The organism is Nitrosomonas sp. Is79A3 (genome assembly GCF_000219585.1).
Taxonomy (GTDB): Bacteria; Pseudomonadota; Gammaproteobacteria; order Burkholderiales; family Nitrosomonadaceae; genus Nitrosomonas.
The window spans coordinates 2,371,268-2,396,677 of the sequence record NC_015731.1 but is presented as its reverse complement, the minus strand read 5'-3'; the positions used below and the strand labels follow the sequence as shown (position 1 = coordinate 2,396,677).

The window sequence follows — 25,410 nt, the reverse complement described above, 5'->3', positions numbered from 1 at the left end:
CATACTGCTTGAATATTTCAGAAGTGTTTTTTACAAATCTTCTGTATCGCCAGAAGCATTGCCACGCATGTGCGTCGCTTTATACTGCTGATAGAGTGCATGTAATTGGGTAAACATCGCTCCGGGTTTTCCATTTCCCACGGAATTGTTGTCCAGTAATGTGATCGGCATAATTTCTTTCGTGGATGATGTGAGTAAGATCTCATCAGCCTTACGTATTTCTGTTTCTGAAATTTCGCGGATTTCATGTGCGATTTTATTCGCTGCTGCTAACTCAAGAATCACGTCATAAGTGATTCCGGGTAACATCAAATGGCTCTTTGGCGGCGCTAGCAACACTTTGTCTTTAACAACGAAAATATTACTGGCGGCCCCTTCGGTCAGGAATCCGTCTCTGATCAGGATCGTTTCAATCGCATGCACATCCACAGCCAACTGACGCAGCAATACATTGGGCAGCAATGAAATCGCTTTGACATCGCAGCGTATCCAGCGATTATCAATGGCGGTAATAGCAGATGCGCCACTGACCAGCAGTTCTGCGGGCGGAGGCAGCAGCGGGTTGCTCATGATAAAAATGGTAGGTGGAACGTTAACAGGAAAAGCGTGATCCCGTTTGGCTACACCCCGTGTGATGTGCAGATAGAGGTATTGATCTTCGCCATCATTTTTTGCGATGACTTGTTCCAGCAGATTTTTCCACTCCGCATTGCTGAATGGATTTTGTAAACGAATGCCATCCAGGCTATGTTGTAAGCGGTCGAGATGCTTGGCGAGGCGGAATGGTTTGCGGGAATAAGCGGGGATTACTTCATAGATACCATCACCAAATATAAAACCGCGATCCAAAACAGGAATACAAGCTTCCTCAATGGGCATAAACTTACCGTTCAGATATATCATGCGAACCTTTTGCGATGTGTTGAGGCAGGATTAGTTAAACAGCAATTTTACACTATCCCACGCACGACCGAAGATATTGGTTGTTTCAACTTTTTCCAAGGCAACTAATGGATAAATTTCGACAGTTTTGTCATCCAGCGTGAATTTTACCGTGCCGACTTCCTGACCCAGATGAACCGGAGCTATCAGGGGTTGTTTATATTCCATGGTGGCTTTCAGTTTGTCAGCCTGACCCTTAGGCAACGTAAAATAAACATCCCGGTCAAACCCGGCTTTTAGTTCATTTTGAGTACCTTTCCATAAATGGATCGTGGTGAGCGAGTCATTTTTTTTGTATAAATGCAGGGTATCGTAGAATTGGAAACCATAATTGAGTAACCGCTGGCTCTCCATGCTGCGTGCATTGGCTGATTGGGCGCCGATTACCACCGATATGAGCCGCCGTTTATCCCGTATCGCCGATGTAATCAGACAATAACCTGCAGTTTTGGTCCATCCGGTTTTCATGCCGTCCACATGCGGATCAAGCCATAGAAGCCGGTTTCTATTTGGTTGAGTAATATTGTTATACGTGTATTCTTTTTGTGAGTAAAGCGGATAAAACTCGGGAAAATCACGGATGATAGCGGCTGCCAATAAAGTCAAATCGTGTGCTGTTGTATAGAGATTGGGATCAGGCAACCCGGTTGAGTTTGTAAAATGCGTATTTTTCATTCCCAAACGTTCCGCTTCTTTATTCATCAAGTTCGAGAAGTTGGCTTCCGAGCCTGCCACCGCTTCTGCCAGAGCGATACAGGCATCATTTCCTGATTGAACAATCATTCCCCGGAGTAGTTCATCGACCGTGACTTGTTTGGTGGGCTCAATAAACATGCGCGAACCAATCATTTTCCAGGCGCTTTCAGATACGGGAATGTTTTGATTCAACGAAATTTGATTCTGCTTTAAAGCGGAAAATACCACGTAAGCAGTCATCAGTTTTGTCAGAGATGCAGGTTCTATGCGCTCATGTGCATTTTTACCGGCCAATACTTGCCCAGTTTGAAAATCTGAGAGCATGTAAGATTTAGCTGCTATGGAGATGTCTTGTTGTTGGGCGGATACTGACGAGACAGCGAGGCACATTAGTAATAATACGAATAAATGCTTCATAGGAGTCTGCAAAAATTGAACATTATATCCTGCCATTAGAGAATCTAAAACCATCGATTTTTAGTATAAAGAACAATAACATTCCTCAGGAATTGCCATGAGGCCGGTCAATGACACCGCGATGAATCCCCAATTTTCCCAGTTTACGTTCCTTAAAGTATTGCTTTAAGGGGTCATGGATAACACGAAAAGCCATTTCTTCCCAAGGAATTTCATTTTCGGTTAACAGCTTGACTTCCAGACTTTCAATACCGGGTTTGAAATCAAGATCCAGCAGGCGTGCGCGAAATAACACATAAACCTGGCTGATGTGAGGGAGGCTGTAAACCGCGTACAGATCGCCGATTTCTACTCGGGCATTGGCTTCTTCCAAAGTTTCACGCGCGGCCGCTTGTTCCAATGTTTCGTTATTTTCCATGAAGCCAGCCGGTAAAGTCCACCAGCCCCGGCGCGGTTCGATGGCACGGCGGCACAGTAAAATTTTATCTTCCCATTCCGGGATGCACCCGACAACCATCTTGGGATTCTGATAATGAATGATGTTACAGGTGGTACAGACATAACGCGGCAAAGAATCGCCTTCGGGGATCAACAATTCCACGGTGGCGCTACAATTACTGCAATATTTCATAGTAAATCCTCAAATTCAGTATCGCTAGTGTGAACCGATTTCAGTGTTGCGTGACGGTGAAATTCCTCATCGCCAGAAGATTCCCGGATTCATCGATCAATTCAACGCGCCATGGACCCAGTCGCCGATGATCCAGTTGTTTGCTGGCATGCGTGCGCCAATTGTTATTATGCACTTGTAAAGCCAATTGTGAATCCAGTTTATCGTCGTGATACCAATTGATGCGGATATTTTTTCCCTGTAGATTCTTTAAATGCAGATAGAAATGAATGGGTCGGGATTCGCCGGGACGTAATTGTATCGCATCAATGGAATCGACCGGTTCCCGTTCTTCTATGGCATGGCTTAATTGTGCTCTGACAACCTCCGGGTGATCCGATGTTTTATGGGGTTTCGGCTGCCGTGCAGTTTTAGGTATTTTTATTCCGGTAATTGCCGGTTGATTAATAACTGCTGCTGATTCCGGTTTTTTGGCGGGGGTGGCAATCGCCTTGTTTGCAGCCACGGTTTTTTTAGAGTCAATTGGATCAACTTGCAAATGTTGTTTAGTTAGCAATTCATCGGATTGAGTTTCTGATGCCTTATCGACTGTGCCGGTTAGCGATTCGGGTTTTTCCGGTGCTGAAACGACTGAATCGATCGAAGACGACTCATTCAGTGATTTCTCATTGTTTTTAGTAGCGAATAAGAGATAGCCGATTAAAACAAGAATGGATAGCAATAACAGTGCAGCGATTATAATTCTTTTCCAATCTAATGATTCCTCATAAATGATCTCGGGTTCGGGCAGGTCAGGATATATTTCGTCAATGGCTTGCTGCGGTTGTTGCTGGATTTGAATGCGGATTTTTAATTTATTATTGTTCATATCGCGTTTCTCAAGACATCAGGATGTCAAAAGTTTAGTTTTCTGATTGAATGCGCAGTATAAAGGATTTTTCAGAAATAACTGAAACCGCGTCTTACCGGTATTCGCTATACTTGTTAGCTATGAATGACAATATTGAGAAAATAAAACAGCATGTGCAGGATTTACGTGCTGAAATCGAATTACATAACTACCGGTATTATGTGCTGGATAATCCGAGTATTCCCGATGCGGAATACGATAAGTTATTACGCGAATTACAGCAAGTCGAACAAGATTATCCGCAACTGATCACCGCCGATTCCCCAACGCAACGCGTCGGTGCCGCGCCGCTCAAGGCCTTTTCGCAGATCACGCATCGTATCCCGATGCTGTCATTGAATAATGCGTTTGACGATACCGAAGTCGAAGTATTTAACCGGCGTGTCTGCGAAGGATTATCGGTTGAGCATGTGGAATATACGGTAGAGCCAAAATTTGACGGATTGGCAGTCAGCTTATGCTATGAAAACGGCATTCTTAAAACCGGTGCGACGCGTGGTGATGGCAATACCGGTGAAGACATTACATTGAACTTAAAGACGATCAAATCGATTCCATTGTCACTGCCGGTCAAGAATCCGCCGCCGCTGCTGGAAGTACGGGGGGAAGTGCTGATGCTGAAAGCGGATTTTTTGGCACTGAATCAACGGCAGTTGGCCAAAGGTGAAAAGGAATTCGCCAATCCGCGTAATGCCGCAGCAGGATCGTTGCGTCAACTCGATCCCGCTATCACCGCGACCCGGCGCCTTACATTTTTTTCCTATGGGGTTGGGCAATATGAAGATGCGCACATGCCGCACGATACGCACAGCAACATACTGAGCTATCTCTTCGATTTGCATTTTCCGGTGGCCAAAGAATGCCAGGTGGTCACGGGGTTGCGGGGATTGCTGGATTATTATCAAGCAATCGGTGCGCAGCGCGAGAATCTGCCGTATGCGATCGACGGTGTGGTGTATAAGATCAACTCTCTATCGCAGCAGGAGAAATTGGGTTTTGTATCGCGCGCGCCCCGGTTTGCGATAGCGCACAAGTTTCCAGCACAGGAAGCGGTTACAGAATTGCTGGCTATCGACGTGCAGGTCGGCAGAACCGGTGCGTTGACGCCGGTTGCGCGCTTAAAACCGGTGTTTGTCGGCGGCGTGACGGTGACTAACGCGACCTTGCATAATGCGGATGAAATTGAACGCAAGGATGTGCGCATTGGCGATACCGTGATTGTGCGCCGCGCCGGTGACGTCATTCCGGAAATCGTTTCGGTGATACCGGAAAAACGCCCGAATGATTCGCAATTATTTACCATGCCTTCGCACTGCCCGGTGTGCGGTGCCAAAGCCGTGCGGCTCCCGGACGAGGCCGCATCGCGCTGTACCGGCGGCTTGTTTTGCCCGGCGCAGCGGAAACAGGCAATTTTGCATTTTGCTTCGCGCCGCGCGTTGGATATTGAAGGACTGGGAGATAAACTGGTCGATCAAATGGTGGACAATGCCATCGTGCGCACACCGGCGGATCTGTACAAGCTGGGAATAACTGCGCTGGCGAATCTGGAGCGCATGGCGGATAAGTCGGCGAACAACATTTTACAGGCGATTGAAAAAAGCAAACACACGACGTTGGCGAGATTTATTTATGCGCTGGGTATTCGCAATGTCGGGGAAGCGACAGCGAAAGACTTGGCTGCACATCTGGGCAGTCTGAACCGGTTGATAGAAGCGGATACTGAGCGCTTACAGCAAATTCCGGATATTGGTCCGGTGGTGGCGCAAAGTATCGTGGATTTCTTTGCTGAAGCGCATAACTGTGAAGTGATTGAACAGCTTCGTGCCAGCGGCGTGCACTGGGACGAGCACGAAGGAAAATCATCATTGTCGGCTGCGGCAGCGCCATTACAAGGAAAAACCTTTGTATTGACAGGAACGCTGCCGGCAATGAGCCGCGAAGCAGCTAAAGAAAGAATTGAAGCGCTGGGCGGTAAAGTCAGCGGCAGTGTTTCCAAAAAAACGGACTATGTCGTCGTGGGAGCCGATCCCGGTAGTAAACATGATAAGGCGCTGAGTCTCGGCATTCCGGTGCTCGACGAAGCAGGGCTGCTGGAATTACTTCAATAACATCTGGAATTTTTATGCTGACCTACCAACAAACGCAACAGATTCTGGATACCGCAGAATTAATTTATTCCGAACAAGTGGTAACGCAAACGGTGCACCGTCTGGCCGAAGCGATCACACAGACTTTATCGCAGCAGCAGCCTTTGGTCTTATGCGTGATGGGCGGGGCGGTGGTATTCACCGGGCAATTACTGCCGCAACTTCGGTTTCCGCTGGATTTTGATTATTTACACCTGACACGCTATGACAAAAAAATGACAGGCGGGGAAATTCACTGGCTGGCAGAACCTACGGAGACGATGAAAAATCGCGTGGTTTTGGTGCTGGATGACATTCTGGACGAAGGGATTACACTGGCTGCAATCCGTGACAAAGTGTTGGAAAATGGCGCTAAAGCATTTTATAGTGCGGTGCTGACAGAGAAAGAAACGGGCAAGCCCAAACCTTTTAAAGCCGATTTTGTCGGATTGACGGTGCCGGATCGTTATGTGTTCGGTTTTGGCATGGATATTCACGGCGTTTGGCGGAATTTGCCGGCGATTTATGCAGTAAAAGTTTGAAACGGGAGAATCATGTTTGCAATTATTGGCGGCAGCGGAATGACGCAATTATCCTGCCTTGAAATATCACGCCGACAAATCATACGCACACCGTATGGCGAACCTTCCGGGCCATTGACGTTTGGTAAGATGAAAAATGAGGACATCGTTTTTCTGGCGCGGCACGGGCATGGCCACACGATACCGCCGCATGCAGTCAATTACCGCGCGAATTTGTGGGCGTTGCACGCATTGAAACCGTCGCACGTCATCTCCGTGGCCTCGGTGGGCGGCATCCGCGCCGATTTGACGCCGGGCCAGCTGGTGGTTCCAGATCAGATAATTGATTATACCCATGGGCGTAAATTTACTTATTTTGACAAAACGGATCAACGCGTGACACATATTGACTTTACCCTGCCGTATTGCCAGAAAACCCGGGCATTACTGCTACAAGCGGCGAGTAATGCCAATGAAACAATTTTTGATGGAGGAGTTTATGCAGCGACAGAGGGACCCAGACTTGAAACTGCGGCTGAAATCAACCGGCTGGAACGCGATGGAGCGGATATGGTCGGTATGACCGGCATGCCGGAAGCTGCACTGGCAAGGGAATTGGGATTAAATTACGCCACCATAGCCGTAGTCGCCAATTACGCCGCCGGACGCGGTACTAACGTCAATGCAATCCCGCTTACGGAGATCTATGCCGTGTTGGAACAAGCGATGGTGGGTGTCAGAAACATATTGGAGCATGTGGTGAGTTGTCATGGCGATTAAACCGGTACTTAAAATGGGCGAGCCCGTATTGCTCGAAGTGGCTAAACCCGTCGATCAATTCGACACCCCCGAGTTGCATGCACTGATTCAGGATATGCAAGATACGATGGCATCGTTAAATGGCGCAGGCTTGGCCGCGCCGCAGATCGGCGTGAGCTTGCAAGTGGTGATCTTTGGGTTTGAAAAGAACCAACGCTATCCCGATGCCGACGAAGTTCCTTTTACGGTTCTGCTTAACCCGCAATTGACACCATTATCCGATGAGCAAGAAGACGGCTGGGAAGGTTGCCTGAGCGTACCCGGCATGCGCGGCATGGTGCCGCGCTATGCGAACTTGCGTTACCAGGGTGTGGATCAATACGGCGCAGCAATTGATCGCACCGTCAGCGGCTTTCATGCGCGCGTGGTGCAACACGAATGCGATCATTTGCAGGGGATTTTGTATCCGATGCGGATTAGGAATTTTCGTTTGTTTGGGTTTACGGATGTGCTGTTTCCGGGGCAAGTGGTTGTGGATGATTAAACTCACCTGCAGTTTGTTTAATTCTAGTTAAAGATCATCTTGGGGAGCGCCATGGATCAAATTATTGCAGCTCTTGTTGGGGGCTTCCTTGCAGCAGGAACCGCTTGGTTCCTGCAAAATAGACTCGAAGCGACGCGGCTGCAGCGACTCAAGCAGCTTCTTATCATTGGTATTTCAGATGATCTGAAATCGTCAATCGAGCTCTATAGCCGCGTAATCGACGAATGGGAGAAGGGCCAGATTGTGTGGTTTACAACTCTGAACGAATTGAGAGAGTCGCGGCAAACGTATCTCAAGAATCGTGATTGGATGGTTCTAGTCAACGATGAAGAGCTTAGACAAAAGCTTTTTAAGTACTACCATCGCAGTGCTGATCACATCAATCTGCTCGAAAATCAGCAACGCCGTAAGTACGAAATTCAAGCCAAGCTAAATGATGTAGTTCGTGACCTTCAATTACGTAATAATGTGTTAGTGCGCGAACATGCATTGGAACAAGCTGTGGGTTTGATGCATGCTGAAAACCAGGAACTGGTGAGCCTAAATAGTATAACCCCACAAGGAATTCAACGGATGCGCGACTTTAAGGGGGAAGCAAAGGAACTTCTTGATGCATTTAGTAAAGGGAATGATGTCTAATCTTTCTGTCAGCTCGGATACAGAACTGTGACGCTTCGCGGCGCCTCTGAGTTCATACGATTTAAATTGCTGTTGGTTAACCTGCATGCTAACATTCGGCAATGAAAGTGATTTATTTTTATCGATTGGAAGCGGGTGTTTGTCCAGTAGAAGATTTTCTGAATTCCTTGACCGGGGAGCAAGCGCAGAAAGTGACCTGGGTCTTGCAACTGATTGAGGATTTGGAAAAAGTTCCTGCTCAGTATTTTAAGAAATTGATAAATACCGATGATTTATGGGAAGTTCGTGTTCAGATTGGGAATAATGCATTTCGGTTATTGGGTTTCTTGGAAAGCGATCGGGTTGTGATTCTTAATCATGCTTTTCAAAAGAAGACACAAAAAACACCTAAAAAAGAAATTCAGATTGCAGAGACGAGAAAGAAGGATTATCTCAGAAGGAGAGCAGGGTTATGAGTGATTTAAAAAAATATGTCAGCAAGCGAAAAGCTGTTGATGCTGCATTTAATGAGAATTATGAAGAGGGGTATCATGCCTTTAAAATTGGCGTGCTACTTCGGCAAGCCCGAGAAGCTTCCGGGCTGACACAGGAACAGATTGCGGAGAAACTTAATACCAAGAAATCAGCGATATCGAGAATCGAAAATCATGCCGAAGATATCAAACTATCGACTTTAGAGAGATTTGCTTCGGTGCTTGGTTGCAAGATTGAGGTTTCTATTACGCAAGACAGTTAACAATCAGTAGTAGATTTCTCCCACCGGTTGAAATGACAAAGCTGTCATTCCGAGCGCATGTGAGGAATCTTAAAGCTCAGAAATCAGCGCAACCAAATCCGGTTTAACTACCACCAATATCACAACCGCAAACAAAACCAACACCGGGAATTCATTAAACCACCGATAAAACCCATGACCATGCTGATTGGCATCGTTTTTGAATGCTTTAACAAATTTTCCGCAGTAATAATGGTAGTAAATCAGTATCAAAACCAATGCCAGTTTGGCATGTAGCCAGCTTCCAGAAAAACCGTAACCCAGCCACAGCCACACGCCAAACACTACGGTCAGCGCGGCGCCGGGGGTCATGATGCCGTAATAGAGTTTGCGTTCCATGATTTTGAAGCGTTCTTTTCCGGGTTGATCCTCGCATTGAGCATGATAGACAAACAGACGCGGCAGGTAGAATAGCCCCGCGAACCAGGTGACCATGAAAATGATGTGTAGTGATTTTATCCAGAGCATGGCAGTGTGAATGGTTGGTGTTAAAGTTGGTATGATACTGGGCTTGTGATTTTAGCGCTATCCCCTGGAATCAGGTGGATCGTGAGCAGGGTTTTGTTTCGATTAAATAACGGGATAATTATGAATCAGCATTATCAAAATTTAGTCCAGAAATTGGAAGAAATCACGCATTTAAGTGGCGTGATGAGTACGTTGGGATGGGATCAGGAAGTGATGATGCCGCCGGGTGCCGGTGAGGCGCGTGCCAAGCAGATTGCGGCGCTGGCTGGCGTTATTCATGAACGCATGACCGATCCCGTGCTGGGAGAGTGCCTGAACGAGCTCAAGGAAAAGGATTTTGATGCTTTAAGTGAGCTGGAACGTTGCAATATCCGTGAAGCGCTGCATAGTTATGAACTCGAGACCAAAGTATCGAAGCAACTGGTGCAGGAGCTGGCAGAGTTAAGTTCGCGCGGGCAGGGCATTTGGGTGATGGCGCGCCAGGAGAATAAATTTTCTGATTTTGCGCCGGTGTTGAAACGTTTTCTGGAACTTAAGCAAGAATGGGCGCAGTGTGTGTCGCCGGAATTGAAGCCCTACGATGCAAACATTGATCTGTTTGAGCGCGGCACGACAATGGACATGATCACGCCGGTATTCGAGCGCCTGAAGCAGGAATTGATCCCGCTGGTTCATGCCATTCAGGAACATTCTTATCAACCGGATACAGCTTTTCTGCAGGGCAGGTTTGCGCTGGATAAGCAGGAAGCTTTGGCGCGCAAAATCAGCCAGGATATTGGTTTTAATTTTGAGCAGGGTCGTATGGATGTGTCGGTGCACCCTTTTTGCGGTGGCAGTCATCCGACCGATGTGCGCATTACGACGCGCTACAAAGACAGTAATTTTGTCGAATCGCTGTATGCGGTAATCCATGAAACCGGTCATGCGCTCTACGAGCAAGGCCGACCGCATGAGTTGGGCGATTTGCCGGCCGCGGAATCACTGACGATGGGAATTCACGAATCCCAGTCGTTATTCTGGGAACGCATGGTCGCGCAGAGTAAGCCGTTTTGCCAGCATTATTTCGAGACGATCCGCGCGGCATTCCCGGATAACCTGAAATCTGCTACCGTCGATTCTTTTTATCGCGCGATTAATACGTGCAAGCCGGATTTTATCCGGGTAGAGGCGGATGAGGTAACCTATCCGTTGCATATTATTTTGCGCTATGAAATCGAGAAAGGGCTGTTTGATGGTTCGATGCAGGTCGATGATTTGCCGCATATCTGGAATGGGTTGATGCAGAAGTATCTGGGAATTCAGCCGCCTACCGATGCGCTCGGCGTATTGCAGGATTCGCATTGGAGCGGCGGGGCGTTTGGGTATTTTCCTTCGTATACACTGGGTGCAATGTATGCGTGTCAGTTCTACCAAACGCTACTGAGCGAACAACCCGATACTGAGCGAAATATTGCTAAAGGTAATTTTGCGCCAATTAAGAACTGGCTCAATGAGAAGATCCATCGTCAAGGAAAGCTTTATTCGCCACAGGAACTTGTTCAGCGCGTTACCGGGGAAGCTTTGAATCCGGATTATTTCGTTGATTATCTGAAGCGCAAGTACAGTGAAGTTTATAACCTGACGTAGAATCTGGCATTCTTATACTTGCCTGCGGCCCTGATTACTCTCTATCCATTTTTTTACGCGGTTGGCATCGCCAATCCGGGTATTTTTGCCCCAGGAGTTCAGCAGAACAATCACAACGGGTTGGCCAGAAATTTTGGCCTGCATTACCAAACAGCGTCCTGCTTCACTGAGATAACCGGTTTTGGAAACACCGATATCCCATCCTTGATTGCGGACCAAGCTATTGGAATTGACATACTGTAAATGACCGCGCTTATTTCCTGGTGATACGGAATGCTGTGATGTCGTTGAAAATTCGCGGATAGCGGAATAGCTATTTGAGCTTGAGACTAATTTCGCCAAGTCGCGTGCTGTCGCTACATTGTTGCTATTCAAGCCAGTAGAGTCGACAAAACGACTGTTGGCCATTCCAATTTTCTTTGCCTTTTGATTCATGGCATCGACGAATGCTTTGGTGCCGCCGGGATAGGTGCGAGCCAGTGCTGCTGCGGCGCGATTCTCGGATGACATCAGTGCTAAGCGTAATAATTCATGGCGGGGATAACTACTGCCTACGGGCAATCGCGAAGATGAGTGCTTCAGCTTGTCGACATCAGCATTCGTGATCGTGATTTTTTCATTCGGGGACAAGCGTGCATCAAGTGTGACCATGGCGGTCATTAATTTAGTGATAGAAGCAATAGGCATTACCTTATCTGCATTCTTATCATAGATGACATGCGCATTTTGAGCATTAAAAACCAGCGCAGCTTGCGACTTAATATCTAGGTTGTTTTTCTGGGCTAAGGTGCTGGTGGTATAAAAAAATATGACGCAAAATAAAAAAAATACCTGTTTCATTCTTTCTTCTCTCCAATTGACCGAAATTGCAAATCATTTTTAATCTACTTAAATATTTTCGTTATGAGCGAGGAAAGTATCAGTTAAGAGAATTTAATCTATGAATGATTATTTTTAGTATTACGAATAAATAATCTTAACTTGCCGGTATTTAATTGTTTAAATTAAAAATAATTCAAAAGGAATAGATCGTATACCTGAATATTATTTGCTGTGCATTTTACTACATCTTCATGAGTATTTTTAATTAAATTTAGAATTAATTCTTTATTTGTAAAAAGTTAAAGGATATTTCTAAGATATAAAATCAAGAAACTATGGGTATGCTACTGATATTGCAATGAATTTATAGATTATTATTGTCTGAGGCGGAATTCCATAAAGCATAACTGTGGAATTCAAGAAAATGGATTTCTGAAGTTGATGTGTTGAGGATATGAGATATTTTCAATAGACTGGGAGAGTAGCTAATCAGTGATCCTGATATTCAAATTAACCGGAATTGATATTCGGTATTTCTGGCTACAGAAAGCACTCCGGACGTATTTCTGTTTTATTCTCTGTGTTCATAAATTAAAGTAATAGGCCAAGCAGATAGTTTCGAAATATTTAACTTCTACGACTCAACTTATTGAATCCAACTTTGAGTGGAAGAAGAAAATACCTTGGTCTATCTCACTTGACCTATCTACCGATTCGCTTGTAATTACTTTTATTTGCCAAAATTAGGTTGTTTAATCTTAGCTGGGCAAGTAACCATCTCACCGTCAACACGATCTTTGATTTTATCGCCGGCTTTTTTACCTTCACATGCCATTTGATTCAAAATGTCCTGAGCGGCCATTGGAGGCAGTGCAGATTCTTTGTTTCCGCTGGCCATAGTAGCAGAAGAACCCAATAAAAAGACTAAACCCATTGCAGCGATAAGAAATTTGTTCATTTTTAACTCCTATATTAATATTATGAAGGAAGCCAATTTTACTATACCTGACTTTCCAGCCATGAATTTATCACAATCATAATTGTCATGGCCATTTCTTTTTTTAATTTTGTGAATTTATGAAGCGAATTATTGCATTGTTTGTGATTGATCCGGCTAGTTCAGACAATGCAATGGGATAAATCCCGGGCTTTTTTTTGTTGTGAGAAATTAGATCAACAGCGCTGCTGCAACACGCCGTCCTTCTTCAACCAGAATATTATAGGTACGGCAGCAGGCCCTTGTATCCATCACTTCAATTCCAATCCCCATTTTGGTTAACTGGCTTAATAAAGATTGATCTGGAAATTTATGTGCAATGCCTGTTCCAAGGATGATGATTTCTGGCTTATCGGATAGCAACATTTCAAAATGCTGAGCTTCCAGTTGCGAAACTGAAATTACCGGCCAGTCTTCAATCAAACGGTCAGGCATAACGATCAAGCTTTTTTCGTAACGGGTCTGATTAATCAATATGTATCCATCCCCATACCCGGTGAAAATGTATTGATGCCCAAAATTTGCAGGATGTAATTTCAATGCTTATTCCATTGTATTCTGAATTAGATGCAGCAATTATGCATTATTCAAATCAAAATACAATCTGCATCTTTCAAATATTGATTGATCAAAGTTTTTGAACTTACTTATGTTGGGTAATCTTTTTCGGCTAGTTTATTTTTATCGGCTAATTTTTTTTCTACAAAATTGACCAAAGCACCGAGCGTTTCAAATGTTTTCGCACTTATCTCGTCATCTTTAATCGAGATAGAAAAATTCTTTTCTAAAGCCAGGATAATTGTAACGACTGCCACGGAATCAAGCTCGGGAATATTTCCGAGTAATAGGGTATCCGATCTCATCGCATTGAGTCGTTCCCCCAATCCTAGTACATCAGCCAAAATTTTTTTTATTTCAATGGTAGGGTCTATTTTAGTCACAGTAAAAAGCTACTTGTTTTTTTATGAGTATTGAAACGATTCTTAATTATAAGTCTGATTGAGGGTTAAGATCACTTGTTTTGGCAAGTGAGGAATAAATAGCACTCAGCCAATGTCATTGGAAGTGTTTCGGGTTAATACTTTATGGCTGTATTTCAACGATTGAATTGAGGCGCGCGAGTCCGCTCATGATTCGTCCTGATTTATTGCGCACTTGAACAACTTGTCCTTCGGTCGCGTCTGCTAATGCCTGGCCTTCTGACCGGATGCTAAATCCGCGTCCTTGAACAACCAGATTCACTGTTTGACCTCGTAAGACTACGTAGGGTGCACGCAGCATTTGCGGACGTAATGGTTGCCCGGCAGAAAGGTTGGTGGTGGCCACTTTGCCGATTACTTTTGCTACATCAGTGAATATGCCTTCCGGCATTTGTGCCAAATTAACATTCTGTAGAGCTATATCCTCATAGGCGAGTGTCTGACCAGCAGCAATGGGGCGTGCGACATGTAACACATCGGTCATTACAATTATTTCAGTCTGCACGTAGATGGTCCATGTTGCGTCCTGGCTATCACAGCGAACCCCGATAGAAGTTTTTCCCCATAAACGCCCGCCAGTTGGAACAAAAGGTTCTAGATGCGGACACTGAGGCAAAGCGAGATGCCTGTCGATCTGGCCTACATTCACGATAACTTGTCCGGATAGCGAAGCTGTATTGTTATATAAGAAATCCTCAATTGCTCTTTTAATTAAAGCAATTTCTTGGTATTGCGCGATAGTTTTGTGCTGTGATGCAAATGCCGGAATCGAAGAAGCAAGCATTGGCAGACAGAGAATTAACATTAAGCAACGTATCATAGATTTATTTAACCATTCATTTTTGCCGTTTTCGGCAATTATTGCCGCTCTCGCAGATATCTTAATCAACTGTCATAAAAGTCACGTTTGAAGATAGCGTCTATTTCATGCCTTTTTTGCGGGTTAGTCTGGCAGCATGAACATTTATTATAGTTGGCATGCTAAGTGCTAATAAGTGAATACAAAGCTATTTAAATTTGGGTGTATAGAAAATGATTAACAAACTTGATAAAGAATTAAACTTTCATCATCAGGCCTTAAGCCTACGGGCTGCCAGACAAGAGCTGCTTTCCGGCAATGTGGCTAATGCAGATACACCTAATTTTAAAGCGAAAGATATTGATTTCGCCAGTGTACTACATGAAAAGCTTTCATTGACTACAAACCTGAATAAAGTAAGTTTAAATACGACATCCCCGGCACATATTAATTCCGCTGCGCAAGGGGTTTTCGGGGACAACATATTATATCGTGTTCCTTTACAACCCAGTGCCGATGGAAACACAGTGGATATGGATATGGAACGTACCCGGTTTGCCGATAACGCCATTAAGTACGATGCCAGTATCACATTTCTAAATACTGAATTTAGAAACATATCATTAGCGATGCAGGAGAGATAATTATGTCATTATTCAATGTATTCGATATTTCAAGCTCGGCCATGTCCGCACAATCTCAGCGTTTGAATGTGGTTGCCAGTAATCTCTCAAATGCCGATAGTGTGACCAGTTCAACTGGCGAGCCCTACCGGGGTCGTCAAGTGATTTTCAGTACATTACAAGCGGCTGCTAATGGTGCTAGCGGTGTTAAAGTTGCTGGTGTCATTCACGATCAATCTCCGATGAAACAGTTATTCCAGCCTAAACATCCGTTAGCGGATAAAAACGGTTATGTGACGATGCCTAATGTCAATGTTGTCGATGAAATGGTCAATATGATGTCGGCATCACGTTCGTATCAGAACAGTGTCGATATGATGAACACTACCAAATCACTGTTACAAAAGACTCTCACCATTGGTCAATAAAGGAGTGCAACATGAGTTCAGTTCAGCCAGCCAATTCTCAACCAGTTTCATCGTTAACAACGACAGGAGTTACCGCTAAAAAGGAAACTGAGGATGCACAGGATCGCTTTTTAAAACTTCTGGTTACCCAGATGAAAAATCAAGATCCGCTTAAACCACTTGATAATGCGGAAGTTACCAGTCAATTAGCGCAAATTAGTACGGTAACCGGCATAGATAAACTGAATACAACACTGCAACTTTTGTCTTCCGATTATGAAGATAGCCAATCGATTGAGGCAACGGGAATGATAGGGCATGATGCTTTTGTTCCTGGAAAATCTATACAACTCGATAAAGATGCAGCCATTGCCGGTATTGAATTGGCTCAGCCGGTTGATCAACTCAAAGTAACGATATTGGATAGCTCCGGGATTGCCATTCGTAATATAGATCTCGGTGCGAAACCGACAGGTATTAGCACGATCGGGTGGGATGGCATGACAGACAGTGGCGCCAAAGCTGCTATCGGAGACTATACCTTTGAAGTGAGTGCAAAACAGGGTGGAAATGATATTAAAGTCAATACGCTTTCACTTGGTTCGGTAAGTAGTGTTTCCCACGGAGAGCAGGGCACGTTGCTTGATATGGGCAAATTGGGTTTGGTCAGTTTGTCTGACGTTAAACAGGTATTTTGATAAGGAGATCAGTATGAGTTTTCAACAAGGTTTAAGTGGTCTAAGTGCCGCATCGACAAATCTGGATGTTATTGGGAACAATATTTCCAATGCAAATACCCCTGGATATAAACAATCCCAAGCACAATTTACCGATATATTTGCAAGTTCATTGGATGGCGCAGGGTCTTCTAGAACGCAAGTAGGCATTGGTTCAAGAGTAGCTACTGTTGCGCAATTATTTAATCAAGGAAATATTTCACCGACCAATAATCCATTGGATATCGCGATAAATGGGCAAGGTTTTTTTCGTATGAGTGACGGGGGGGTGGTGAGTTATAGCCGGAATGGGCAATTCCGTCTTGATGGCAACGGGTATCTTACCGATGCCAATGGAGCGAATCTAACCGGCTATACGGCAGATACAAATGGAAACATAGTCGCCAGTCAACCAGCCAATGTGAAATTAAACACCGCTGATATTCCTCCTCAAGTTACATCAACTTACAGCATGGGTTTCAATCTGGATTCGGGTGCGACTGTACCTGCAGTGGCTACTTTCGATGCGAATAATCCCAAAAGCTATACAAGCACGACATCTGGAAACATTGTCGACAGCTTGGGTAATTCACATATATTTTCTATTTTTTTTCAGAAAACAGCTACAGCGGGTACATGGAATGCTTATGCGACTGTCGATGGCGCGACCAGTGCAGCGGGTGTACCTACTGGAGTTACTCTGGGTGGTGCAGCTTCAGAAGCGTTAACCTTTAATGATAATGGCGTATTAACTTCGCCTACTGCACCTTTTAATGTGTCGGTCGATTTGGCAACCATTGATCCGACCCTGAGTGCAGCTTCACCCTTAGTTTTCTCTTTGGATTTGACTACGGCCACACAATTTGGATCTAAGTTTGGCGTGAATTCAATGTCCCAAGATGGATTCACCTCTGGCCGGCTAGCTGGTTTTACAACATCCGCCGATGGTGTGATTCAAGGCAGTTATAGTAATGGGCAAACGAGATCACTGGGGCAAATTGTTTTGGCTAATTTTGTCAATCCGCAAGGTTTAAATCCTATTGGTGATGGGCGTTGGATAGAAACACCCAACTCAGGTCAACCTTTGGTGGGTCCGCCAAAAACGGGAACACTGGGTGCACTGCAAGCCTCAGCAGTCGAAGATGCCAATGTGGATTTAACGAGTGAATTGGTGAAAATGATTACTGCACAACGTATGTATCAAGCGAATGCCAAATCGATCGAAACTCAAGATGCTGTTATGCAAACATTGGTTAATCTTTAATTTCCTCACAATAACTGAGTAAAAGCTGATGGATAGACTGATCTACACATCTATGACCGGAGCAAACCATACGCTGAATCAACAAGCTACGGTTGCGCAGAATCTCGCTAATGCTGCAACAACAGGCTATCGGGCTGAGAACAATGCATTCCGCGCTGTTCCGATATTCGGTGACGGATTGCCGACGCGTGCATTTGTTGTCGATTCAACAATTCATGCGGATTTTACACCCGGTGCGTTGCAAACAACCGGCCGCGATCTGGATGTTGCAATCAAGGGCTCTGGATGGATTGCAGTGCAGTTGGATAACGGTGAAGAAGCCTATACACGCAATGGCAACTTGCAAGTCAGTCCTAATGGACTTCTGCTGACGCATAACGGGCTTAAAGTCAAAGGCGACAGAGGCACTATCACGGTCCCGCCGGAAACTCGAATCACAATCGGTGGTGATGGAACAGTATCGTCTGTGCCGATTAATCCACAGCCCAATACAGTCGCTTTAGTGGGTCGAATTAAGCTGGTAAATCCGGCGGAAGAGAACCTTGTCAAGGGGGTTGATGGTTTATTTCGCCTTAAAGACGGCGGTGTTGCGCAAGCCGATGCTAAGGTCAAGCTTGTTGATGGTACATTGGAAGGCAGTAATGTGAACGTTGTACATGAAATGGTCAGCATGATAGCGCTTGCCCGTCAATTTGATATGCAAATGAAAATGCTTGAGAACGCGCAAAGAAACGCACAACAGGCCGGTGAAATAATGGTTGTAAGAGTTTAAACAAAAAATAAATTTAAGAGGTTAATGATTATGGTTCGTTCCTTGTGGATTGCTAAAACGGGTCTTGATGCGCAACAAACCAAAATGGATGTCGTCGCAAATAATTTGGCGAATGTGAGTACGAATGGATTTAAACGTGCTCGTGCAGTTTTTGAGGATTTGCTGTATCAAACAGTGCGCCAGCCCGGGGCGCAGTCTTCCCAGCAAACTCAATTGCCTTCAGGTTTACAGTTAGGTACGGGCGTCAAACCGGTCGCGACAGAAAGCATATTTACGCAAGGGGGGTTACAACAGACGGATAATCAACGAGACGTTGCGATACGAGGCATAGGTTTCTTTCAGGTTTTATTACCTGATGGCACCACTGCCTATACGCGTGATGGGGCATTTCAATCCGATATCAATGGTCAGCTTGTTACTTCAAGCGGATATGCAGTTCAGCCAGCAATTACCGTGCCACCGAATGCGCTCGGTATCACCATAGCACGAGACGGTACGGTATCCGCGACAGTACCGGGTTCTGTCGCGCCGATTCAAGTTGGTAATATTCAGTTAGCCGGCTTTATTAATCCGGCAGGGTTGCAGAAGATGGGGGAGAACCTGTACATGGAATCCGCATCCAGTGGAACGCCCAATCAAAATGCGCCTGGGACCAATGGATTAGGACTATTGGAACAGAGTTTTGTTGAAACTTCGAATGTGAATGTCGTGGAAGAATTGGTCAGCATGATTCAAACCCAGCGTGCGTATGAGATGAATTCCAAGTCAATCGAGACTTCAGATCAAATGTTGCAGAAATTGGCGCAATTATAATTGAATGGGTTATCCGGAGTAATGGGATGGTTGCTAACAATTTGACATTAAAAAAACAATTCTTGTGTCTGTATACACTGATTTTTGTTTTGCTGGTATCGGGTTGTGCGATGACACCACCAACAGTCACCCATCAGCCTAATACCTTTCGTTCTCCGAAGCATGCGGCAGTCGCGACCCACCCGAATGGCGCTATTTTTCAGACTATTCATAGCACAACGGGCGGTGTTCGTTACACCCCCTTATTTGAAGATCGAAGAGCGCGTAGTGTTGGCGACACCTTGATCGTTAACTTGAATGAAACAACAAATGCCAGCAAGAGTTCTGGGAGTAATGTCGATCGTTCGGGAAGTATCGATTTTTCGGTACCAAGCCTATTAGGGATTCCTTTGAGCCTTTTAAAGAAACACGCCACAGTGGAAGCCAAATCTAACAACAAGTTTGATGGCAGTGGCGAGAGCTCAAGTAAAAATAATTTTAAAGGCACGATAACGGTAACTGTTATAGAAGCATTGCCGAATGGAAATCTTGTTGTCAGTGGCGAAAAACAAATCGGTATTAATCAGGGACAAGAGTTTATCAGGCTCTCCGGTGTTGTGAATCCAGTACATATCATGGCGAACACCATCTCTTCAACACAAGTTGCCGATGCGCGCGTGGAGTATCGAGCCAATGGTTATTTGGATGAGGCACAAACAATGGGTTGGTTATCACGATTCTTTTTGTCCGTCACACCTTTCTAAAATGTTCGATGCTTGAAACATGTTTATCTTTGAAATTAATATATAAGATTATGAAAATAAAAAACATAATTATTCATTCTTTTCTGGCGATAGGCCTATTAGTGCCGGGTATTAGTGCGGCGGATCGCATCAAGGATCTGGCATCGATTCAAGGGGTACGTAATAATCAATTGATAGGGTATGGATTAGTTGTGGGTTTGGATGGCAGCGGTGATATGACAACCCAAACGCCATTTACCGTACAAAGTATCATCAATATGCTCGGTCAATTGGGTGTTAACTTACCGCCTGGTACCAATTTGCAATTACGGAATGTTGCTGCTGTGATGGTAACAGCTACGTTACCTGCGTTTGCGAAACCTGGTCAGCAAATTGATATCACAGTGTCTTCCATGGGTAATGCGAAAAGTCTGCGTGGAGGAACACTTTTGATGACGCCTCTCAAAGGTGCGGACAATCAGGTTTATGCAATGGCGCAAGGAAGTATTCTGGTTGGCGGTATAGGTGCCGGAAATGCGGGTAGCAGTGTGCAAATTAATCATCTTAGTGCCGGGCGCATTGCAGGCGGCGCTATCGTAGAGCGCGAGATAGCAACAACAGTCGGGCAAGGTGATTTTATTAACCTGGAATTGAATTCAACGGATTTTACGACGGTTAATCGTATTGTTGAAGCCATTAATGGATTGCATCCTTCAACTGCAGCTGCTATCGATGGCCGAGTCGTGCAGGTAAGAGCGCCTGCTGATAATAGTCAGCGCATTATGTTTATTTCTCAGATTGAAAGTCTGGATATAACGCCTGCAAGAGCGCCGGCAAAAGTTATTGTTAATTCACGGACCGGCTCGGTAGTGATGAATCAAGCAGTAACACTTGAAACGAGTGCAATTGCGCATGGTAATTTATCTATCATTATCAATACTGAACCTGTAATCAGTCAACCCGGTCCATTTGCGCAGCGCGGTGAAACAGTGGTGGCACAACGATCCCAAGTTGAAATACGTACTGATGAAGGGAATTTGATGCTATTGCCGAATGGCGCGGATCTTGGTGAAGTTGTCAAGGCTTTGACGGCGATTGGTGCGACAACACAGGATTTGTTGTCCATTTTGCAGGCGTTAAAAGCGGCAGGCTCGCTACGTGCAGAGTTGGAAATTATTTAATTAGTTAATTATAAAATTATGGTTATCTCACCGGATATTTCAAGTAAGCTCGCTGTTGATGCCAAGAGCATTGATGATCTGCATTTAATGGCCAAGCAGAATCCAGATGAAGCTTTACAAAAAGCGGCGCAGCAGTTTGAAGCATTGTTCATGAACATGTTGCTAAAAAGTATGCGTGAGGCAACGCCCAAAGACGGATTGTTCGATAGTCAGCAAACTCAATTCTTTACACAAATGTATGATCAGCAATTAGCACAGCACATTTCGACTAAAGGAATTGGTATTGCCGACATGATGGTACAGCAATTGGCGCGCGCTAATAAAGCGATTGAGCCACAAACCACAATAAACCATACCGATGCCATTTTATCGGCGATCAATTCTAGCAATCAGCCGGCTTTGATTAAAGATGGGCACCCCAATGATAAATCTGAACAGTTATGGCCGGGTGCGCTGAATTCATCTAATGAAGCGATGCCAGTAGGAAAAATGAATCCATCTGTTGATGCATTTTTCGCACCAATCCCGCTGGAGTCACAACTAAAAAAATCATCTAATCATTCAGCGGATTTTATCGATAAAGTATTGCCGCATGCAAAGATTGCTTCGCAATCAACCGGTATTCCTCCGCATTTCATGTTAGCGCAAGCTGCTCTGGAAAGCGGGTGGGGTAAACATGAGATTCGCCATGCGGATAATAGTCCAAGCTACAACCTGTTTGGAATCAAAGCTGGTGCAAGCTGGAAAGGGGATGTTGTGGAAACGGTAACCACTGAGTACATTAACGGCGCACCCCAAAAAGTGATTGAAAAATTCCGTGCTTATAGTTCTTATGCAGAAGGATTCAGTGACTATGCCAATTTGCTATTAGATAACCCGCGCTATGCAAAAGTATTGAAGTCCACTGATGCCGCGACATTTGCTAACGGCCTGCAACGTGCGGGATATGCCACTGATCCAATGTATGCAGAGAAGTTGATTCGAATACTTAATAGTGAAACATTACAGAATCGTGAGTTTATTTGATGAAAAAGTTTTTTAATTCTTTTTTCATTTTACCGATACAACTATCTAATGTTTATTAGAGATTAAGAAGCGGAAATAAATTATGGGAAATGGCATTCTTGACATTGGTATTACCGGTCTATTAACTGCGCAAAACCAGTTGTTAACGACCAGCCATAATATCAGCAACGCTGATACGCCTGGTTATAAGCGCCAACAGGTTGTGCTGAGTACCAATATACCGCAATCCTCTGGGGCGGGATTTGTTGGGCGTGGTGTTCATTCAACGACAGTGCAGCGCATATACAATCAATTTGTCGTGAGTCAGTCATTACAGATTCAGACCCAAAGCCAAGCGCTGGACAGTTATTTTGGACAAATAAAACAGTTAGATAATATGCTAGGAGATTCAACTTCCGGGCTTTCTCCCGCACTCCAGAATTTTTTTAGTGCGATACAAGATGTGGCAACAAATCCATCTGTAATTCCATCACGCCAAGCTATGATAAGTAATGGCGAAGCGCTTGTGGCACGTTTCCAAAGTATGGATCAGCGTATGTCACAAATCAGAGAAGACATCAATACTCAGATAACCAGCACTGTAGATGATGTAAATTCTTTAGCGAAGCAAATAGCCGATATCAATCATCAGATCTTATTGGCGGAAGGCGCTGCCGGCGGACAGCCTGCCAATGATATGCAAGATCAACGTGATGAATTGATTAGTCAATTAAATAAAATAGTGAATGCCGATACAGTGCGGCAAAGTGATGGTAGTGTCAATGTGTATGTGGGTAACGGGCAGGCACTGGTAGTTGGCGCCCAAACACTCTCATTTAAAGCGATCGTATCACCGGATAATCCAGATAATTTAACAATCGCTTTAATTACAGGAAATAATACTGTTCAGCTTCCCGAGGATCAGATTACAGGAGGCACCTTAAACGGTATTTTGTCATTTCGCAGTGTCACATTGGATAGTGCACAAAATGCATTAGGAAGAATTGCTATTACGTTAGCTCAGACCTTCAATGCGCAACATCAGTTAGGTATGGATCTTAATGGCGATATGGGAGGTGATTTCTTTAATCTGCCTCCGCCCAAAGTAATTTCAGCACTAAACAATAATCCGGCATCTAATATTACTGCAGGCATAAGCGATTACAGTGTATTAACAACAAGTGATTATCAGTTTTCTTACGATGGAACAAATTATACGCTAACAAGATCATCTGATAATACCTCGGTGAGTACCACTGTTGCTCCATCAGGTGCCTTGCCATTAACGCTTGACGGTGTATCTGTGACAGCAGCAACTATTCTGGCCAATGAAAGATTCCGGATTCAGCCAACCATCAATGGTGCAAAGGATATTGCAGTAAATATTTCCGACACAACCAAAATTGCTGCAGCTGGACCTAATCGTACCAATGCAGCAATAACGAATACCGGTACAGGAAAAATCAGTGCGGGAACTGTCAATCCATTGCCGCTAGATTCCAATCTTCAGCAACCGTTAACGATAACTTTTCATACACCGTACGATGGCCAGTATGATGTGGTTGGAATTGGTACCGGTTTGCCGGCCGCTAACCAAGCCTATATCGCAGGGACTGATATTAGTTTTAATGGCTATACCTTTCAAATTAGTGGTAGCCCAGCTGCAGGTGATATCTTTACAATTGCACCCAACCTTAATGGTTCCGCTGATAATCGGAATGCATTGCTGCTGGGTGTTCTGCAGACCAAAAATACCATAGAAAATGGCACAGCGTCCTATCAGTCTGCCTACGGGCAGCTTGTTAGCCAGATTGGTAATAAAACACGGGAGCTGGAAGTAACCAGTAAAGCACAAGCTACTTTACTGAAACAAACTGAAAATACCATGCAGTCGGTATCGGGTGTTAATCTGGATGAAGAAGCCGCTAATTTAATGCGCTTCCAGCAAGCGTATCAGGCTTCAAGTAAGGTCATTGAAATCAGCAATACGCTGTTTGATTCAATTCTTCGTATTGGTTAAATATCTAAGCTAGAGGCAATATTATGCGCGTCAGCACAAATACAATTTATGAAACCGGAACTAATTTGATGCTTCAACAGCAGGATGCATTAGTTAAAACGCAACAGCAGCTTTCTACCGGTAGACGCATCCTAGCACCTTCGGATGATCCAATTGCCGCAGCGCAAGCATTGAATGTTACACAATCAGAATCGCTGAATAAGCAGTACTCAGTGAATCGCGCCAGCGCAAGTTCATCATTGGGGTTGGAGGAGAATGTATTAAAGCAAGTCACGTCGCTGCTTCAAGATGTGCATGGTTCAGCAGTCTATGCTGGAAATTCGACGCTTACGGATGCGGATAGAAAGATTCTTGCGACGGAATTGCGCAGTAAATTGGATTCATTAGTTGGTTTAGCCAACACTACCGATGAAAATGGGCAATTTTTATTTTCAGGGTATCAAGCAAGTACAAAACCTTTTGTGCAGACTGGGTTAAATGTGCAATATTCGGGAGACCAAGGTCAAAGATTGAATCAAGTAGGACCTGCACGTCAGCTTGCTATCAATGATTCAGGAACAGATATTTTCGAACGGATAAAGAGTGGTAACAGTGTTTTCACCACAGCAGCCAACTCCCTAAACCTAGGTACTGGCGTTATTGATGGTGGATCAGTAATTACTCCGGCGAGCCTAACCGGGGCTAATTATGATATAAATTTCACAGTTGCTGCCGGAGTGACAACCTATGATATTGTCAATACAACGACAGGATTACCCGTTTCATCAGCCAACCCTTATGTCGGTAATAGCACAATCAGTTTTGATGGAATACAACTAAGTATTAAAGGTAATCCGGCGAATGGAGATAAATTTACAGTTTCTCCAAGTAGTAATCAGAGTATTTTTAAAACCGTGGGCGATCTGATTACAGCACTGGAAACACCATCCAGTGGTCAGCCTGGGGGCACTCGACTTGCGAATAGTTTAAGTACAGCACTACAAAACATTAACAATAGTTTGGAGCATGTACTTACAAAACAATCATCTATTGGAGCCCGGATGAATGAAATCGATACTTTGGAAAGTGTTGGCGGTGATCAAAGCATTCAATTTGAGCAATTACTCTCACAATTACAAGATGTTGATTTTGCGAAAGCAACATCAGATTTTCAAAGGCAACAACTGTATCTTCAAGCCGCACAGCAGTCCTATATTAAAATTTCTGGGTTATCCTTGTTTAATTATATCTAGAAA

29 protein-coding genes are annotated in these 25,410 nt (G+C 44.5%); 19 read left to right on the top strand and 10 right to left on the bottom strand.

From position 1 onward, the window contains the following. Positions 1–30: 30 nt before the first annotated feature. From NIT79A3_RS11050 to NIT79A3_RS11035, 4 genes are all read right to left on the bottom strand, one after another. Positions 31–903 (bottom strand): D-amino acid aminotransferase, encoded by an 873-nt coding sequence (locus tag NIT79A3_RS11050; RefSeq protein WP_013966280.1) that lies wholly within the window; start codon positions 901–903, stop codon positions 31–33. Between the two features lie 30 nt (positions 904–933). Then, the gene (locus tag NIT79A3_RS11045) at positions 934–2,055 is read right to left on the bottom strand and encodes a D-alanyl-D-alanine carboxypeptidase family protein (RefSeq protein ID WP_041360318.1); all 1,122 of its coding nucleotides are present in this window, start codon (positions 2,053–2,055) and stop codon (positions 934–936) included. An 85-nt stretch (positions 2,056–2,140) separates the two neighbouring features. After that, positions 2,141–2,686 (bottom strand): NUDIX hydrolase, encoded by a 546-nt coding sequence (locus NIT79A3_RS11040; RefSeq protein ID WP_013966278.1) that lies wholly within the window; start codon positions 2,684–2,686, stop codon positions 2,141–2,143. Between the two features lie 40 nt (positions 2,687–2,726). Next, positions 2,727–3,554: a DUF2914 domain-containing protein gene (locus NIT79A3_RS11035; RefSeq protein ID WP_013966277.1), complete on the bottom strand. Its 828-nt coding sequence runs from the start codon at positions 3,552–3,554 to the stop codon at positions 2,727–2,729. Positions 3,555–3,676: 122 nt separating this feature from the next. Here NIT79A3_RS11035 and ligA point away from each other — a divergent pair, with 122 nt between their 5' ends. The 7 genes from ligA (at position 3,677) to NIT79A3_RS11000 (ending at position 8,921) form a co-directional block, all read left to right on the top strand. Then, positions 3,677–5,704, top strand: coding sequence for an NAD-dependent DNA ligase LigA (ligA, locus tag NIT79A3_RS11030; protein WP_041360900.1), 2,028 nt, complete (start codon positions 3,677–3,679; stop codon positions 5,702–5,704). A gap of 14 nt (positions 5,705–5,718) precedes the next feature. Beyond that, positions 5,719–6,264, top strand: a complete 546-nt coding sequence (locus tag NIT79A3_RS11025) for a hypoxanthine-guanine phosphoribosyltransferase (protein ID WP_013966275.1) — start codon at positions 5,719–5,721, stop codon at positions 6,262–6,264. A gap of 12 nt (positions 6,265–6,276) precedes the next feature. Then, entirely contained in the window at positions 6,277–7,023 is a 747-nt protein-coding gene (locus tag NIT79A3_RS11020; RefSeq protein ID WP_013966274.1) for an S-methyl-5'-thioinosine phosphorylase, read from the top strand. Beyond that, complete coding sequence (gene def, locus NIT79A3_RS11015; RefSeq protein ID WP_013966273.1) at positions 7,013–7,546, top strand: peptide deformylase; 534 nt, start codon at positions 7,013–7,015, stop codon at positions 7,544–7,546. The genes NIT79A3_RS11020 and def overlap by 11 nt, the downstream gene beginning before the upstream one ends. Before the next feature lie 51 nt (positions 7,547–7,597). Further along, positions 7,598–8,185, top strand: coding sequence for a hypothetical protein (locus tag NIT79A3_RS11010; protein WP_013966272.1), 588 nt, complete (start codon positions 7,598–7,600; stop codon positions 8,183–8,185). A gap of 101 nt (positions 8,186–8,286) precedes the next feature. After that, positions 8,287–8,640, top strand: a complete 354-nt coding sequence (locus NIT79A3_RS11005; RefSeq protein ID WP_013966271.1) for a type II toxin-antitoxin system RelE/ParE family toxin — start codon at positions 8,287–8,289, stop codon at positions 8,638–8,640. Continuing rightward, positions 8,637–8,921 carry a helix-turn-helix transcriptional regulator gene (locus NIT79A3_RS11000; protein WP_013966270.1) on the top strand — a complete coding sequence of 95 codons (285 nt, stop codon included), beginning with the start codon at positions 8,637–8,639 and terminating at the stop codon, positions 8,919–8,921. The genes NIT79A3_RS11005 and NIT79A3_RS11000 overlap by 4 nt, the downstream gene beginning before the upstream one ends. A gap of 69 nt (positions 8,922–8,990) precedes the next feature. On the opposite strand, the gene hemJ is transcribed toward NIT79A3_RS11000, so the two are convergent. Then, on the bottom strand, positions 8,991–9,428 hold the full coding sequence (gene hemJ / locus NIT79A3_RS10995; protein WP_013966269.1) for a protoporphyrinogen oxidase HemJ: 438 nt from the start codon (positions 9,426–9,428) through the stop codon (positions 8,991–8,993). A 120-nt stretch (positions 9,429–9,548) separates the two neighbouring features. Here hemJ and NIT79A3_RS10990 point away from each other — a divergent pair, with 120 nt between their 5' ends. Continuing rightward, the gene (locus NIT79A3_RS10990; protein WP_013966268.1) at positions 9,549–11,054 is read left to right on the top strand and encodes a carboxypeptidase M32; all 1,506 of its coding nucleotides are present in this window, start codon (positions 9,549–9,551) and stop codon (positions 11,052–11,054) included. Between the two features lie 12 nt (positions 11,055–11,066). On the opposite strand, the gene pbpG is transcribed toward NIT79A3_RS10990, so the two are convergent. The 5 genes from pbpG to flgA form a co-directional block, all read right to left on the bottom strand. After that, positions 11,067–11,894 (bottom strand): D-alanyl-D-alanine endopeptidase, encoded by an 828-nt coding sequence (gene pbpG / locus NIT79A3_RS10985; protein WP_013966267.1) that lies wholly within the window; start codon positions 11,892–11,894, stop codon positions 11,067–11,069. Between the two features lie 712 nt (positions 11,895–12,606). Further along, on the bottom strand, positions 12,607–12,834 hold the full coding sequence (locus NIT79A3_RS10980; RefSeq protein ID WP_013966266.1) for a hypothetical protein: 228 nt from the start codon (positions 12,832–12,834) through the stop codon (positions 12,607–12,609). Positions 12,835–13,044: 210 nt separating this feature from the next. Next, positions 13,045–13,413 (bottom strand): Mth938-like domain-containing protein, encoded by a 369-nt coding sequence (locus NIT79A3_RS10975; RefSeq protein WP_013966265.1) that lies wholly within the window; start codon positions 13,411–13,413, stop codon positions 13,045–13,047. A 107-nt stretch (positions 13,414–13,520) separates the two neighbouring features. Then, entirely contained in the window at positions 13,521–13,814 is a 294-nt protein-coding gene (locus tag NIT79A3_RS10970; protein ID WP_013966264.1) for an acyl carrier protein, read from the bottom strand. A gap of 142 nt (positions 13,815–13,956) precedes the next feature. Next, entirely contained in the window at positions 13,957–14,658 is a 702-nt protein-coding gene (flgA, locus tag NIT79A3_RS10965) for a flagellar basal body P-ring formation chaperone FlgA (protein ID WP_013966263.1), read from the bottom strand. Positions 14,659–14,885: 227 nt separating this feature from the next. On the opposite strand from flgA, the gene flgB reads away from it, so the two are divergent. From flgB to flgL, 11 genes are all read left to right on the top strand, one after another. Then, positions 14,886–15,296 (top strand): flagellar basal body rod protein FlgB, encoded by a 411-nt coding sequence (flgB, locus tag NIT79A3_RS10960; RefSeq protein WP_013966262.1) that lies wholly within the window; start codon positions 14,886–14,888, stop codon positions 15,294–15,296. 2 nt (positions 15,297–15,298) lie between these two features. Next, positions 15,299–15,703, top strand: coding sequence for a flagellar basal body rod protein FlgC (gene flgC, locus NIT79A3_RS10955; protein ID WP_013966261.1), 405 nt, complete (start codon positions 15,299–15,301; stop codon positions 15,701–15,703). 11 nt (positions 15,704–15,714) lie between these two features. Beyond that, the gene (locus NIT79A3_RS10950) at positions 15,715–16,380 is read left to right on the top strand and encodes a flagellar hook assembly protein FlgD (protein ID WP_013966260.1); all 666 of its coding nucleotides are present in this window, start codon (positions 15,715–15,717) and stop codon (positions 16,378–16,380) included. 13 nt (positions 16,381–16,393) lie between these two features. After that, positions 16,394–17,662 (top strand): flagellar hook protein FlgE, encoded by a 1,269-nt coding sequence (gene flgE, locus NIT79A3_RS10945; RefSeq protein ID WP_013966259.1) that lies wholly within the window; start codon positions 16,394–16,396, stop codon positions 17,660–17,662. 28 nt (positions 17,663–17,690) lie between these two features. Beyond that, positions 17,691–18,434 (top strand): flagellar basal-body rod protein FlgF, encoded by a 744-nt coding sequence (gene flgF / locus NIT79A3_RS10940; RefSeq protein WP_013966258.1) that lies wholly within the window; start codon positions 17,691–17,693, stop codon positions 18,432–18,434. A gap of 30 nt (positions 18,435–18,464) precedes the next feature. Beyond that, the gene (gene flgG, locus NIT79A3_RS10935; RefSeq protein WP_013966257.1) at positions 18,465–19,247 is read left to right on the top strand and encodes a flagellar basal-body rod protein FlgG; all 783 of its coding nucleotides are present in this window, start codon (positions 18,465–18,467) and stop codon (positions 19,245–19,247) included. Positions 19,248–19,273: 26 nt separating this feature from the next. Continuing rightward, positions 19,274–19,990, top strand: coding sequence for a flagellar basal body L-ring protein FlgH (locus NIT79A3_RS10930; protein ID WP_013966256.1), 717 nt, complete (start codon positions 19,274–19,276; stop codon positions 19,988–19,990). Positions 19,991–20,040: 50 nt separating this feature from the next. Further along, positions 20,041–21,150 carry a flagellar basal body P-ring protein FlgI gene (locus tag NIT79A3_RS10925; protein ID WP_013966255.1) on the top strand — a complete coding sequence of 370 codons (1,110 nt, stop codon included), beginning with the start codon at positions 20,041–20,043 and terminating at the stop codon, positions 21,148–21,150. 18 nt (positions 21,151–21,168) lie between these two features. Continuing rightward, complete coding sequence (gene flgJ / locus NIT79A3_RS10920) at positions 21,169–22,176, top strand: flagellar assembly peptidoglycan hydrolase FlgJ (RefSeq protein ID WP_013966254.1); 1,008 nt, start codon at positions 21,169–21,171, stop codon at positions 22,174–22,176. An 82-nt stretch (positions 22,177–22,258) separates the two neighbouring features. Beyond that, complete coding sequence (gene flgK, locus NIT79A3_RS10915; RefSeq protein WP_013966253.1) at positions 22,259–24,175, top strand: flagellar hook-associated protein FlgK; 1,917 nt, start codon at positions 22,259–22,261, stop codon at positions 24,173–24,175. A 23-nt stretch (positions 24,176–24,198) separates the two neighbouring features. Further along, positions 24,199–25,407: a flagellar hook-associated protein FlgL gene (flgL, locus tag NIT79A3_RS10910; protein ID WP_013966252.1), complete on the top strand. Its 1,209-nt coding sequence runs from the start codon at positions 24,199–24,201 to the stop codon at positions 25,405–25,407. Positions 25,408–25,410 lie beyond the last annotated feature (3 nt).